The 14507-nt window shown below is 59.5% G+C and carries 13 protein-coding genes and 1 riboswitch; of the genes, 7 read left to right on the forward strand and 6 right to left on the reverse strand.

Translation table 11 applies throughout. From position 1 onward, the window contains the following. Nucleotides 1-118 precede the first annotated feature (118 nt). The 4 genes from ACPYOI_RS12715 (at nt 119) to ACPYOI_RS12730 (ending at nt 5600) form a co-directional block, all read left to right on the forward strand. The gene (locus tag ACPYOI_RS12715) at nt 119-382 is read left to right on the forward strand and encodes a hypothetical protein (RefSeq protein WP_481419151.1); all 264 of its coding nucleotides are present in this window, start codon (nt 119-121) and stop codon (nt 380-382) included. A gap of 194 nt (nt 383-576) precedes the next feature. Further along, nucleotides 577-3090 (forward strand): GcvT family protein, encoded by a 2514-nt coding sequence (locus ACPYOI_RS12720; protein WP_481419152.1) that lies wholly within the window; start codon nt 577-579, stop codon nt 3088-3090. A gap of 146 nt (nt 3091-3236) precedes the next feature. After that, on the forward strand, nt 3237-4067 hold the full coding sequence (locus ACPYOI_RS12725; RefSeq protein WP_481419153.1) for a response regulator: 831 nt from the start codon (nt 3237-3239) through the stop codon (nt 4065-4067). Between the two features lie 201 nt (nt 4068-4268). Further along, nucleotides 4269-5600 (forward strand): diguanylate cyclase, encoded by a 1332-nt coding sequence (locus tag ACPYOI_RS12730; protein WP_481419154.1) that lies wholly within the window; start codon nt 4269-4271, stop codon nt 5598-5600. Nucleotides 5601-5616: 16 nt separating this feature from the next. Here ACPYOI_RS12730 and ACPYOI_RS12735 read toward each other — a convergent pair whose 3' ends face one another. The 3 genes from ACPYOI_RS12735 to ACPYOI_RS12745 form a co-directional block, all read right to left on the reverse strand. Further along, a complete protein-coding gene (locus ACPYOI_RS12735) occupies nt 5617-6636 on the reverse strand; it encodes a GlxA family transcriptional regulator (RefSeq protein ID WP_481419155.1) in 1020 nt (339 codons plus the stop codon). Nucleotides 6637-6920: 284 nt separating this feature from the next. Beyond that, the gene (locus ACPYOI_RS12740; protein ID WP_481419156.1) at nt 6921-7118 is read right to left on the reverse strand and encodes a hypothetical protein; all 198 of its coding nucleotides are present in this window, start codon (nt 7116-7118) and stop codon (nt 6921-6923) included. A 60-nt stretch (nt 7119-7178) separates the two neighbouring features. Beyond that, a complete protein-coding gene (locus ACPYOI_RS12745) occupies nt 7179-7400 on the reverse strand; it encodes a hypothetical protein (protein WP_481419157.1) in 222 nt (73 codons plus the stop codon). 66 nt (nt 7401-7466) lie between these two features. On the opposite strand from ACPYOI_RS12745, the gene ACPYOI_RS12750 reads away from it, so the two are divergent. Next, nucleotides 7467-8408 (forward strand): LysR family transcriptional regulator, encoded by a 942-nt coding sequence (locus tag ACPYOI_RS12750; protein WP_205927203.1) that lies wholly within the window; start codon nt 7467-7469, stop codon nt 8406-8408. Nucleotides 8409-8507: 99 nt separating this feature from the next. Then, entirely contained in the window at nt 8508-8663 is a 156-nt protein-coding gene (locus tag ACPYOI_RS12755) for an entericidin domain-containing protein (protein ID WP_168830937.1), read from the forward strand. Between the two features lie 6 nt (nt 8664-8669). Here ACPYOI_RS12755 and ACPYOI_RS12760 read toward each other — a convergent pair whose 3' ends face one another. Both ACPYOI_RS12760 and ACPYOI_RS12765 read right to left on the reverse strand, forming a co-directional pair. Continuing rightward, nucleotides 8670-9020 carry a hypothetical protein gene (locus ACPYOI_RS12760; RefSeq protein WP_481419158.1) on the reverse strand — a complete coding sequence of 117 codons (351 nt, stop codon included), beginning with the start codon at nt 9018-9020 and terminating at the stop codon, nt 8670-8672. Nucleotides 9021-9125: 105 nt separating this feature from the next. Further along, nucleotides 9126-10112, reverse strand: a complete 987-nt coding sequence (locus ACPYOI_RS12765; protein WP_481419165.1) for a glycine betaine ABC transporter substrate-binding protein — start codon at nt 10110-10112, stop codon at nt 9126-9128. A 539-nt stretch (nt 10113-10651) separates the two neighbouring features. Between ACPYOI_RS12765 and ACPYOI_RS12770 the strand changes: the two genes are divergently transcribed. Further along, complete coding sequence (locus tag ACPYOI_RS12770) at nt 10652-12106, forward strand: cobyric acid synthase (RefSeq protein ID WP_481419159.1); 1455 nt, start codon at nt 10652-10654, stop codon at nt 12104-12106. Between the two features lie 8 nt (nt 12107-12114). Here ACPYOI_RS12770 and ACPYOI_RS12775 read toward each other — a convergent pair whose 3' ends face one another. Next, nucleotides 12115-13905: a chloride channel protein gene (locus ACPYOI_RS12775; protein WP_481419160.1), complete on the reverse strand. Its 1791-nt coding sequence runs from the start codon at nt 13903-13905 to the stop codon at nt 12115-12117. 206 nt (nt 13906-14111) lie between these two features. Next, nucleotides 14112-14504, forward strand: a riboswitch (cobalamin riboswitch). Nucleotides 14505-14507 lie beyond the last annotated feature (3 nt).

Consider the following 14507-nt stretch of genomic DNA (forward strand, 5'->3'; position numbering starts at 1 on the left):
CTTTATTCAGGGATCATTCAGAGGCTTGTGCTTATAAAGCCTGGGTAATCGGGATTTCGCTGCTGGGGGCAGCAGCGCCGAGATACACCAGGGGAGGGCGCTCGCTGCGCCGCATTGAATGGCAAGGTTTGCCGTTGCACTGCTTCTTTCACTTCTCGCCGCCGGAGGCGCTCATTCGGCGACAATCACCAACACCAATCCGGCACCGGTCGTCCTTGTCATCACCGAAGGCGGCAACCGCGTGGAGGTGGTGGTCGATGCCGGTGCTTCCGAAATGCTTTGCAGCACAGGCTGCTTCATGATGACGCCAGACGGTGACCGCATCGGTCTTACTGGCGGCGAGACGGTTGATATCGTCAAAGGCACTGCCGTCATAAAATAGGCGCTCGCCGAACCCGCGCGTCCCGAAATTTCGCCGAAATCATATTTGGCGCTTGTCTATTCGCATGTCGTCGCGGCAAGCTTTTCGCATGTCGTAAACAGGCGTTTGGGGAACCGTGCCTCACTGCATAGTCCCGAATAGTGATTTTCGTCCGGCCCTTCCGGATGCTCAGTTGAACAGAGGGTAATTTCTCCATGAAGACACATGCGCGGGCAGTGGTCATCGGCGGCGGCGTCGTCGGCGTTTCGACGCTCTATCACCTTGCAAGGAAGGGCTGGGACGATGCCGTCCTGATTGAGCGCAAGGAGCTGACCTCCGGCTCGACCTGGCATGCCGCGGGACTTCTGCCGCTCTTCAACATGAGCTATTCGGTCGGCCAGATCCACAAATACTCGGTTCGCTTCTACCAGGAACTGCAGGAAGAGACCGGCATGAATGTCGGTTTCAGCCAAGTCTCCAACATCCGTCTGGCTCGCACCAAAGACCGCTGGGACGAGTACATGTACTATGCCGGCATCGCCGAGACGATCGGCGTCAACGTCAAGATCCTGACGCCCGAAGAGGTCAAGGAGGTCTGGCCGCTCTGCGAGACCGACGGCCTGCTCGGCGCGATCCAGCATCCCGACGATGGCTACATCCAGCCGGCCGACCTGACGCAGGCGCTCGCCAAGGGCGCCCGCGACCGTGGCGCCACCATCTACCGCAACACGACGGTCACGGCCATCGAGCAGCAGCCGGATGGGATCTGGAAGGTGACGACGGACAAGGGCGAGATCACCGCCGAGCACATCATCAGCTGTACGGGCAACTTTGCCCGCAAGACGGGCGAGATGGTCGGCATCAACATCCCGGTCATTCCGGTCGAGCATCAGTACATCGTTACCGAACCGCATCCTGAGATCCTCGCGCGTAAGGCCAAGGGCCTGCCGGAGATGGGCGTGCTGCGCGAATCTGACAGCGCCTGGTACATGCGCGAGGAAAACGGCGGCCTCATCCTCGGCCCTTATGAACACGGCGCGCCGGTGTGCTATGTCAATGGCCCGTCGGACGAGAGCGAATACGAGCTTTTCCAGGAAGATCTCGATCGCCTGATGCCGCACATCGAGGCCGCCATCGCCCGCGTTCCGGCCTTCGGCGAAGTCGGCATCAAGAAGGTTTATAACGGCGCGATCGCCTATACTCCGGACGGCAACCCGATCGTCGGTCCGGCGCCGGGCCTCAAGAACTTCTGGCTCAACGAAGGGCACTCCTTCGGCATCACCGCCGCCGGTGGTGCGGGCTGGCAGCTTGCCGAATGGATCGTCGATGGCGAACCGACCGTCGACATGATGGGCGTCGATCCGCGCCGATTCGGTCCTTATGCGACTGAAGGCTACCTGATCGCCAAGAACGAGGAAGCTTACGCCAACGTCTTCACCATGCACTATCCGGACGAAGAGCGGGCCGCCGCCCGTCCGCTGAAGACGACGCCAGTCTATGACCGCCTGAAAGAGATGGGCGCCGTATTCGGCTCCGTCTATGGCTGGGAACGCGCGAACTGGTTTGCGCCCGAAGGCTACGACCTTCCGAAGGACCAGATCGGCGTCGGCGCCGATGTTCTCACCAACCATAACCACTCCACGCCAACCGAAGATGGCCGCATCCTCGAAAAATGGTCGTTCCGCCGCTCGAACTATTTCGAGCATGTCGGCAACGAGGTCATGAACGTTCACAGAAATGTCGGCGTTCTTGACATGTCGGCCTTCGCGAAGATGGAAGTCTCCGGTCCCAGCGCGCGCGCCTGGCTGGAATCGATTTTCGCCAACGCCATTCCGAAGAAGCGCGGCCGTATCGCACTCTGCCATATGCTGACGGTGCGGGGCGGTGTGCGGGCTGAATTCACGGTCTATGAGTGGGCGCCGGGCCGCTTTTATCTCGTGTCCGCAGGTGCCTACGAAGCGCATGACCACGACTATCTGCGCAAGCTCGCACCGGCCGATGGTTCGGTTCGCCTGCAGCCGATCACCCAGCGTCTCGGCGTGCTCGTGCTCGCCGGTCCGAAGTCCCGCGACGTTCTCAAGAAGCTCACGCGCGCAAGCCTGGAGAACAAGGATTTCCCCTGGCTCACAGGCAAGGAGATCTCCGTCGGCGCCGCAACGGCGCATGCGCTCCGCGTCAACTTCGTCGGCGAACTCGGCTGGGAACTCCACCACCCGATCGAAATGCAGAACTACATTTTCGACAAGCTGATGGAAGCCGGTGCCGAGTACGGCATCAAGCCCTTCGGTATTCGCGCCATGCTCTCGATGTCGGTCGAGAAGTCCTATCGCCTGATCCCGCGCGAAATGTCGATCGAGTACAATGCCTATGAATCGGCGCTCGACCGCTTCATCAAGCCGGAGAAGGAATTCCTCGGCCGCGAGGCTTTGCTTGCCTACAAGGAAAAGGGCCTCAAGTGGAACTTTGCGACGCTGGTTGTCGAGGCTGGCAACGACGTCGACGCCCGTGGCTCCGAAGCCATCTACAATGAGGCCGGCGAGCTTGTCGGCCGCGCGACGAACGGCACTTTCGGCTTCCGCATCAACCGCTCGCTGGCGCTTGCCATGCTGCGGCCGGACTATGCCAAGGACGGCACCAGGCTGAAGATCAAGATCCTCGGCACGATGTATAATGCCACGGTCGTTGGAGAAAGCCCGTTCGACGCGGAGAATGCAGCGCTTCGCGCATAATCTCTTAAGCATAAGTCGAGAAATCGAAGGCGGTCCCGATGGGCCGCCTTTTTCTTGTGGCCAACAATACGGCAGTTAACAATTGTTCAAACGAGTTGAGGTATCGATTTTCAGGGGAATAGAAGTTTTCAATCAAAAGGTTTCTTATGTCTTTTTTAGGCATTTCGGGAATGCAGTATTCCGGCGAGATGTTTGCCGGGGCGCGTATTCTTCTGGCCGAGGATTCCAATGTCTTTACGTCGATGATCAGCAAGCGGCTGAAAGAGCTTTTCGACATCGACGTTGAGATCTGCCGCAGTTTCGAGGATCTGCAACTCGCCTACGACAAGTCTATCGAGCCGATCACGCTGGCGATCTCGAACATCAATCTGCCCGGCGCTGAAAAAGGCGAAGCGCTGGAGTACCTGGTCGATCTCAGTATTCCGACGATCGTCTTCACCGGTACATTCCATGAGGGCCTGCGCGACGAGTTGATCGCGAAGGAAATCGTCGACTACATCCTCAAGGACAATGTCTTCGCCGTCGATCTGCTGGCGGAATCGATCTGCCGTTTTCTCACCAACAAGCGCCACCACGTTCTGATCGTCGACGACAGCGCAACGGCTCGGGCGCTCCTTTCCAGCCGCCTGAAGCGCTACAACTTCCGCGTCAGTGTCGCCGAGAGTGGTGCCAAGGCGCTTGATATCCTGAAGACCAATCCGGATATCGGGCTGATGGTCACCGACTACAATATGCCCGACATCGACGGCTTCGAGCTGACGCGGCGCATCCGCGCCACGATCGGCTCGCATCGGCTGCGCATCATCGGCGTTTCTTCCTCGTCCAACCGGCTGCTTTCGGCGCGGTTTCTGAAAGCAGGCGGCAACGATTTCATGCTGCGGCCCTTTATCGACGAGGAGTTCTATTGCCGAGTCAACCAGAACCTCGACACGCTGCTGCAGATCCAGACGATGAGGAAGGAGCGGACGGTTGCGTGACGCGAAAATAGAGCGCGATACGAGTAGGAACTCTGGATGAATCAGAACGCGCCCGTTGTTCACTCACGAATTCTTGCAATTTTAGGTTTCTTTGCTGCCGTTCCGGCGCTTCAATCTTCGTGGCCTCTCGGTTATCGTCCATGCCACTGCAATGAAGGCCGATTCGGGCTTTCACTGCGTTTCGGCACATAGGCGGGCTGTATGGCGTTTCCAGCGGATTTCAATCGGGATGGCTCAGGCCCGCGCTTCGGCAGCCAGACAATACTTCTGGTTGAAGATTCCCGGATGTTTTCCGCTGTGCTCTGTCACCGATTCCAGACGGAACTCGGCCTCCACGTCAAACCATGCTCTTCGTTGAAAGCACTGCAGGACGCCCTGTCGCAGGATGGTCACGGCTATACAATGGCGGTCGTCGACCTGAATTTGCCGGATTCTCCCTATGGCGAGGCGCTCGACTGCACGGTCGAGCATAATATTCCCGCGATCGTTTTCACCGCAACCTTCGATGTTGCCATCCGCAACCGGGTGATGCAGCGGAACGTCATCGATTACGTCCTCAAGGACAATGAATTTGCCCTCGACAATCTGGTCGCGGCCGTCCGCCGTGCGATGCTGAACCGGAAGACGCGCGTTCTCGTTGTCGATGACGTCACCTCTGCGCGCCAGGTTCTCGTCGATCTTCTGAAGGCGCAGCAATACATAGTCGTCGAGGCGACCTCTGGGCTGGAGGCCTTGGCTGCACTTGAGACTTACGGCGACATCGAGATCGTGGTGACGGATCACCATATGCCGGATATGACGGGCTACGAGCTGACACGCCGCATCCGCCATCGCTTCGGTTCCGAGAATATGCGGGTCGTGGGTATCTCGTCCTCCACCGACCGGATGCTGTCTGCGAGCTTTCTGAAGGCCGGGGCAAGCGATTTCGTCTACAGGCCGTTCGTGGCCGAGGAGCTTCAATGGCGCATTGCCAACAACGTCGAAACGCTGGCGCAGATGAAGCAGCTGCGGGCGGCGGCGGCATGCGATTATCTCACCGGTCTTTATAATCGCCGCTATTTCTTCGACCACGGCCCGAAGATTGTGAACGAGTGCCTGAGACAGAAGTCCCCTAGTTCCGTTGCCATCCTCGACATCGATCATTTCAAGCGGCTGAACGACACATATGGGCACGAGATCGGCGACAAGGTGCTGAAGGCGGTCGCCAATCGCCTCGCGGCGATGTTCGAAGGCAGCGACAACCTGCTCTCGCGCCTCGGCGGCGAGGAGTTCTCGATCCTTTTTCCGCTGATGGATTCCACCTCCGCAACGAAGCTTTGCGATGAGATCCGCTCGGATATTTCGCGGCTGAAGGTAACGGCCGACGATGAGGAGCTATCGGTTACCGTGTCGATCGGCGTCGCTGAAGTATCCGGCTACGAAACCTTCGACAACTATCTGAACGCCGCCGACCAGTTTCTCTATATGGCCAAGCACAAGGGCCGCAATCAGGTGTTTTCAGATGCCAAGATGACGGAAGAAGCGGCGCAATAGCGCGCCGCCGTCTTCGTCACGCTGCGATCGCCTCACGGGCCGTTGCCATCGTAAGCTTGCGCTCGGCGCGCTCCTGTTGCGGTGAGCGATGGTAGAGTTCGCGGTAACACTTCGAGAAATGCGATGCGGAGACGAAGCCGCAGGCGACGGCAACTTCGACAACCGGCATCGAAGACTGCACCAGCAGGTGACGGGCGCGATCGAGGCGGATCTCCAGATAGTAGCGGGCGGGAGAGCGGCCCATTTCCTGGCGGAAGAGGCGCTCGATCTGACGGCGGGACAGCCCGGCGCCGTCGGCGATCTCGAGCAGCGACAGGGGCTCTGCAAGATTGCCTTCCATCAATTCGATGATCGAAAGAACCTTGGAATTCTGGACGCCAAGGCGCGCGCGAAGCGGCAGGCGCTGGCGGTCGTGCGGGCTGCGGACCCGGTCGGTCAGGTGCTGTTCGCAGACGCGGTTGACGAGGCTTTCGCCGAAATCCTGGCCGATCAGGTTCAGCATCATGTCGAGCGAGGCCGTGCCGCCGGCGCAGGTGTAAAGATTGCTGTCCACCTCATAGAGATCGGCATAGACCTCCGCCTGCGGAAAGGCTTCGGAGAAGCCCGGCAGGTTCTCCCAGTGAATCGCGCAGCGCTTGCCGTTCAGGAGTCCGGCCTGAGCTAGCACATGCGCGCCCGTACAGAGACTGCCGACCGCGACACCGCGATTGTAGGATTCGCGTAGCCACGCATTGACGGACTTGTTGTTGAACTCCTCTACGTCGATGCCCGAACAGACGAGCACCATGTTTGGCCGGTTCTCACCACCGAGATGACGCCGTTCTTCGGCAAGGGAGGTGTTTGCCTCGACCCCGATGCCGCATGAGGAATAGACCTTGTTCCCATCGACCGAAGTGAGCCGCCACGTGTAAGCTTGGTAGCCCAGCATCCGGTTGGCGATGCGCAAGGTGTCGATCGCCGCCGAAAAGGGCAGCATGGTGAACTGGGGAACCATGAAGAAGACGAGAGAGCGTTTCTTAGTCAGCATCTTGTTCATGAGCAAAATCCATACTGGAGGGCGACTGTCTATTCGTTGCGCGAAATGCGTCGCCCCGATGTCTCAAAAACGACATTCGCATGGATAAATGCGGCCACGAAGAGCTAATTTGCGACGTGCGCAATTCAAGCCGCGCTCAAGAGGCCAATGCCGAGGGCGACGAGGTGGCTCCAAAAATATAGGCTTCTGAAAATTAAGACCAAATCCAAGGTGCTCTGAAACGATGAAGGCGGCGCTGCCGCAGGGCAGAGCGCCGCCTCAAACGGGGAAGTATGTCGCATTCATTACATTACCTTGCGCTGTTCATCGGCTTCGTCTGCAGATGGCCAGCCGATATCCTTGCGGATGTCGAAGGGCATGGATTCGATTTCCCGTGCCGTCTGCCATTGGTGCCAGGAATGCACCAGTCTGCGGACAAGGCCTGCGACATCGAAGTGCGTGTCGCTGAAGCTGTGGCCGTCCCGATAGTGGATCGTGGTCATTGTCGTTTCCTTTCTCAAGCGGCTTAGCGCTCGGTGTCTAATGTGGTCCCTGATGATCCATCATTCAAACGAATAGATTTTATTGATACCATCAAGTTTGTTGAAGGATCTGGAGATCAGGTCGCGTTCGGTCGCCGCAGCTGCATAGGGGTCCACATCAGCCACCAGATGCTCGGGCAATCCCGCCATCTGGCGCATGGTATTTTGCCAAGCGGCGCGCTGGATCTGCTTCGTCCTGAACGCGAGGAAGATGTCCAGAATTTCATGTGCGGTCCCGGTCATCGTGGCCTCCTTTTTCTATCAGCCATGATGCTAATATAAGTACGCGTTGACTTTCAGACAAACGAAATGATATTGTGTTTAAAATCAGAAAAATTGAAAGATGGGACGATGAGCATTCCCTTTCGCAGGCCGATACCGCTGCTCGACAATGACGTCCTCAGAACCTTTGTCGCCATTGCGGAAACAGGCAATTTTTCGACCGCTGCCGAAGCCGTGTTCCGCACGCCCTCGGCAGTTTCCATGCAGATCAAGAAGCTCGAGGAGCAGCTCGGCGCCACGCTTTTCATGCGTGATGCGCGTTCGGTGACTTTGACCCAGCACGGCGAGCTGCTGCTGACCTACGCCCGCAACATCCTGGCGCTCTCCAACGAAGCTGTTTCCCGCTTCATCATGCCGGAACTCAGCGGCGTCGTACGGCTCGGGGCGCCGGAGGATATCGGCGAGCGGCTGCTGCCGAACATTCTGAAGAGCTTTGCCGAAACCTATCCCGGCATCATGGTCGATGTCACAGTTGATATGAGTCTCGGTCTCAAGAAGCGTATGGAGGAGCAAAGGCTGGATCTGGCGCTCATCAATTGCGCCACACGGCCGTTCCCGACCGGCGGCGAGATCGTATTCCGCGAGCGCCTCGTCTGGGCGGGTGCCAAGTGCGGCACGGCGCACCGGCGCGACCCTCTGCCGATCTCGATCTGGGAGGATGGCTGCATCTGGCGGCAGGAGGCGTTGGCGCAGCTGGAACGCAACAAGCGGCCATACCGCGTCGCCTACCTGAGCGGGCACACGATGGCGCAGCGCGCCGCCGTGCTCTCCGATCTTGCGATCGCACCGCTGCCGCGATCCTATGTCAGCGGCGATATGGTCATTCTTGGTGCGCAGGAGGGGCTGCCCGAACTCGGGTCATTCGATATCCGGCTGCTCACCGCCTCGCAGCTTTCGGGTCCTATGGCAGCCGTAGCCGAGAGCATCCGCTTCGCTTTTGCGGAAAAGGCAAAGGCTGTCGCCGCTTGAACCGAACGCCGATGAACCTTATGCATCTCGTCGCGTTTATGCTCTAAGCGGCTAACCGATTCGAGCACGCGATTTCTGGTTTCTAGAGAGGTTCTCAAGATGACGATGACAGTCAAGATCGGCGCTGCGCTCATGCTGCTTCTGGCGCTTTCCTCCTGCGGCAACACCATCCGCGGCGTGGGCCGCGATACGGCAAACGTCGTCAATGCAACGCAGGATGCCGGAAGGTCGGTGAACCGCGCCGCTAGCCGCTAAGCTTTTTCAGATTGCCGCGGTTGGGTAGGCCCGCTCGAGGCCGCCCGACCGCACCAAGCCGGCTCGGAAGGCAAGATAAGCCGGGTGCTGGCTGGACTTGGCCGCTTCCATCAGACGGATCTGAAGCCGTCCCGGGGCGGCTTCGCCGATCCATAGTCCGGTTTTTTCCAGTTTCAGCGAATTGAGAAACGGCGCAGCAGCCGCCAGATCCAGATAGCGGTGCAAACCCTCGATGAGATTATCATCTTGCGCCACATTCTCCATGAGCAGCGAGAGATACGATTTATCCGCTTCGGCGGCCCCCGCAAATTTGCTGGCGACAATTTCGCGATCAGGGAAGGAAGCGGCTGGCGTCATCGGGTATCCATAACAAGGCGCCGCATGCACGGCAGCTTTAGTGCTGAGTAGTTGCGGTAGCTACGCACCAAAGCATTCGCGAGGCTGGAATCGCGGACATTTCGCTTAAAGAGCCGCTTTCACCTTTTCCGCGACGTCGGCCGGCACCCATGGTACCCAGAGTTCGGAGTAGTTGCGCAGGAAGTAGAGTGCGGCACCCTCATTGCTCTCATGATTTTCATCCTGCCAGGCCAGAACGTCGTTTATGGTGGCGTTGTCCCAGGTGCGGGCGCGCAAATAGCCGAGTGCCGGACCGGCTCGGTCGGCAAAGGCCCTGGTGACGACGGTGACGGCTTCAGAAACGGGGTAAGCGTTGACTTGCGGATGGGCGCATCCCTCGACCGACGTGCAAGCCCGCCATTCCGCGCTGTCGTGGGCAACACTCATGCTGAGTTGCATCATGTCGTATTGTCCGAGGATCGCCGTCGGCGCCCAATAATAGCCCAGCCAGCCGGTCTTGGTCTTGAAGGCGTTGGCAATCGAATCGTCCAGGTCATCCGGATTTTTGCTGTCGATCAGCTCGAAGCCCGCCTTGCCCGCATCGAGAGCCTTGAAAAGGTTGGCCGTCGAAATCCTGCAACTCCAACCTGGAGGGCAGTTGTGAACGGCTCCCTTGGAGCTGGCTCCAGGCGCAGGGAAGAGGTCCGGCCGCTTCAGGGCATCCTGCACCGAACGGATATCGGGATTCGCATCGGCAATGAATTTCGGGATCCACCAGCCTCCGATCCCCCCATTCGACAGGATCTTCGAGGTTTCGATCAGCTGTCCGTTCTTTATCGCTTTATCGAATCCAGTCTTGATGGAACCGATCCAAAGCTCGGGGGCAATGTCGGGTTCACCCTTCTGGTCCATTGAAGCGAAGGTGGGCATCGTACCGCCCGGCACGAGCGTCACATTGCAGCCGTAGCCGTTTTCGAGAATGAATTTGTCGAAATTGGCAGCGATGGCTGCCGACTTCCACTTCATCTCCGCAATCGAGACATTGCCGCAATCCGCCTGTGCGGCGCGAGCGCCATCAAGCAGACATACGGCGAGGAAAAGCAAGGCCCGCATGACTTTCATTCGGCTGTTCCCATTTTCTGCTGGCGTGCAGCTTTTAGGTTGCAATGTTAGCCGCAAAATCTCTCTGTTCGGTGAACGCTGCGCCCGGTCGATTTTGCTTGTTCCAGGCCCCGAACTGGACGCGATACCGAAAATCCAGCGCGGATCAAGACTTTCAGCTAAGTAACTGCTCAGCCTTCACTAAGATGCATCGTCTTCCGTTGCGTAAACCCGGGCCAGTCAGAGTTGTCTGCCAGCTATGGAATAGGCAGCGGAAAAATCAGTAAAATTTCAAAAAAAGCCGAAATTAATCGTTGTTTAAGTCCTCAATAACATTCCGGTAAGAATGTCACTGTATCAGTTGGGCAACGGCGGGGGACAACCGCTGTTTTTCTCCGGATTAGGTAATGCGTCCCGGAGAATCGAGTTTCGCCGCGTATTGGCGAATACGCCAGAGTTTCGGCAAACCGCGCGCGCTGCCAGGCCGCGCGGTTTTCGTGTTTCAGGCAGGTGATTGACCACAGCCAGCGACGCGTTGTAGGCCTCGCCGTATGACCAAGGCCATTATGCTCCAGGGAACCGGCTCGGATGTCGGCAAGACGGTACTTGTTGCCGGGCTTTGCCGGCTAGCCGCCAATCGCGGGCTCAAGGTCAAGCCTTTCAAGCCTCAGAACATGTCGAACAATGCCGCCGTTGCCGATGACGGGGGAGAGATCGGGCGGGCGCAGTGGCTGCAGTCGCTTGCCGCGCGCACGCCGTCGTCGGTGCATATGAATCCGGTGCTCTTGAAGCCGCAGTCGGAAAACGGCAGCCAGATCGTCGTGCAGGGCAAAGTCTGGGGCCAGGCTAGGGGCCGCGATTACCAGAGGCTCAAGCCGCAGCTTCTGGAATATGTTCTGCAGAGCTTCGAGATCGTTTCCGAGGGTGCCGATCTGGTGATCGTCGAGGGCGCTGGCTCGCCGGCGGAAATCAACCTGCGTCCGGGCGATATCGCCAATATGGGGTTTGCGACCCGGGCCAATGTCCCCGTCGTGCTTGTCGGCGATATCGACCGCGGCGGCGTCATTGCCTCGCTTGCCGGCACGCACGCGATCCTTGAGGACGCCGACCGGGCGATGATTTCCGGCTATATCATCAATAAGTTCCGCGGCGATGTTTCCCTTTTCGATGAGGGGATTGCCGCAATCAATCGCTTCACGGGATGGCCATGTTTTGGTGTCGTGCCGTGGCTGAAGGCGGCGGGGCGCTTGCCGGCGGAAGATTCCGTCGTGCTCGAACGCCTTGCCGGGGGTGCGTCCGGCGCCTTGAAGATCGCCGTGCCGGTTCTGCCGCGCATTGCCAACTTCGACGATCTTGATCCGCTTCGCGCGGAGCCCGACGTCGAGCTCGTTTTTGTCAAGCCGGGCGAGCGCCTGCCGGCCGATGCAGCGCTGGTGATCCTGCCCGGCTCGAAATCGACGATCGCCGATCTTGCCGACCTGCGCGTGGCTGGCTGGGATCGCGATCTGGAGGCGCACGTGCGGCGCGGTGGCCGCGTCATCGGCATCTGCGGCGGATATCAGATGCTGGGCCGCATGGTTCATGACCCGCTTGGCATCGAAGGGGCAAGTGCAGAGACCGCGGGCCTCGGATTGCTCGATGTCGAGACGGAAATGGCGCCGGAAAAGACCGTGCGAAACAGCCTGGCGGTTTCGGCTGAATATGAGGTTCCGCTTGCCGGCTACCAAATCCATCTCGGTCTAACGACTGGACCGGATTGCGCAAGGCCGTCGGCTCTCATCGATGGGGTTCCGGACGGCGCCGTTTCTACCGATGGGCGAGTGATGGGAACCTATCTTCACGGGCTTTTCGGCAGCGACGCCTATCGCAGCAAGCTTCTGGAGAGTTTCGGGCTCTCCGGTCAGCGGCAGGGCTATCGGCAAAGCGTCGATCAGGCGCTGGACGAGGTCGCCGCCGACCTTGAGACGCATCTCGACAAGGCCTGGCTGGCCGGGCTTCTCGGTTAGCCCAGGATTTAGATTTCGCCGGAGACATCCCGGCGGCGGCGGTCCAGTTCTTCGCTATAGCGACGCAGGGTATGGCTTTCGCTGAGCTGGCCGACCACCTTGCGCTCGATGAGGTTGTTGACGACGGCGAGCGCTTCGCTCTCGGTCTTGTCGAAGATCGCGGCGGCCTGCTTTGCATTCATCTGCGGCTGCAGGAAGTCGTTCCGGTAGCGGATGAAATCCTGGAGGCCCTTGCCCTCGTCGTCGGTATCGACCAGGCTCGCGTAGATGTCAGGAACAAGCACGATGCCGGCATATTTGTCGGAGTCGTCAATAAGGATGACTCGCTGCGTCGAGCCGATCGGAAAGGCTCGCTTGAACTCCTCCAGCGTCAAGCCGGTCTTCGCCGTTTTCACGTCGGCGCGCATCAGCTTGTCGACGGTCAGGTTGCGGATCCAGCCGACATCGTGAGCGCTGCGGATGCTCTCTCCACGAAGGTGGAAGCGCCATGTGGCGAAGGAGTAGCCGAAAGTGCTTCTGACGACGAGCGAAGAGGTGATGACCGCCGCCAGCACCAGCGCGGTGATGGGAAAGTCGCCGGTGATCTCCAGCGCCAGGAAGGTCGTCGTCAGCGGCCCGCCGATGATGGCGACGGCAAGCGAGCTCATGCCGACCACGGCGTAAACGACCGGCGTCAGTGTCGCGTCCGCGAAGTAGGGTGCGGAATAGGCGAAGAGCTTGCCCAGCAGGGCGCCCATGAAGAGCGAGGCGAAGAACAGGCCGCCCCTGAAGCCCGAGCCGATCGAGATCGCGGAGGCGAAAGATTTCAGCAGGAAGAGACTGACGAGCGCGGGAATCGTCACCTCGCGGGCGAGGTTCAGATGCAGCGCGCCATGACCTGCCGCAAGCACCTGCGGCGAGACCAGCGCCAGCAGGCCGACGACGATGCCGCCGAGCGCTGGTCGGAAGGGCGGAGCGATTGAGCTCTTGCGTGCCAGTTCCTCAACGAAGGAGACGCCCTGCATCACCAGGATGCCGACGCCGGCGCAGAAGGCGCCGAGCAGCACGGCAGGCACGTAATCCGCCGGCGCGACCGTGCCGAAGCTGCCGATGTCGATAACGAAATCGCTGCCGGCGAGGAGCCGTGCGACCAGCGTTGAGACCAGCGCGGCAACGACGACCGGTGTCAGCGACACGATCGAATAGGTGCCGATGATCAGCTCGAAAGCATAGAAGGCGCCGGCTAGGGGAGCGTTGAAGGCGGCAGCGATTGCGCCCGCCGCGCCGCAGCCGACGAGTGTGCGCTGATCCGCACGACGAAGCTGCAGTTTCAGCCCAAATTTCGAGGCGATACCGGCGGCAAGCTGCGTATAGCCGGCCTCGAGCCCCACTGACGCGCCGAAGCCATTGGAGACGAGGTTCTGGATGCTGACGAGGATACTGTCGGTCAGTGACAGGCGGCCGCCATGCAACGCATTGGCCTCGATCGGGTCGACCATCGGCTTCTTGCGCCATCTGGCGAGAATGAAGATGAGGAGACCGAGCAAGACGCCGCCGGCGACGGGAGCTGTAAGCAGCAGGAGCTTATTGTCGATCTGAGAGGCACTGAGCCGGGTCGTGACGTCGATGCCGAAGATCAGCCTGTGCATTTCCTCGGAGACGAGTCTCATGGCGGTGACCGCAAGCCCCGATGCGACACCGACGAGCGCGCCGGCAAAGACCATGCCCATCTCGCTGCGTCGGGCGAGCGCCCGCAATCGGCCGATATCAAAAAAGATGGTGAGAGGGCCGAGGCGGCGGATATGCATTCTGGAGAGCATCATAGGACAACTAGGCGGCAGGAGTGGCGGTCAAGGCCGGCGGGCGGCCTCCGCATGCTTGCCAATTGCGGCAGAATACCGGCGCAGCAGTAAAGTTTTTATGACGTAAGTCTCTGATTAAAAACGACAATGTTGGTAGTGTAAGTCGAGATGAACGCCTTGTCCGCCTCCGGCTGATTGACATGGCAGGGGTGGGCGCCTAACCATGCATTATCATAACGGATGGTTTCGGATCGACATGCGTCGATCCGGATGAAAAGGGAATGTGAAGGGGCGGACCCAAACAGGGCGTTCTCATCACAGCCGACCCCGCGACTGTAGAGCGGTCAGGGTCTTCCGTCCGGTGTTTGGGCCAATTCATGGCTGTTTCGCATGTCGCGGAATGGGTGAGGCGGCAAGGGCGCCGGAAAAGCCACTGGAAATGCATCGTGATCAGCCGGGGCAGGACGCCTCTATTTCTACGAATCGTCCGCCTTTTCACGAAATGCAGCCGGGAAGGCGAGGGAGATCCGCTGGCACGATCAGGGCGACCTCAATGGTCGCTCCGGTCGCGGCCGAGACCCGCGAGCCAGGAGACCTGCCATGCGTGCCGGGCGAGAAGC

Source organism: Rhizobium sp. SVR5-2C, from assembly GCF_056755115.1.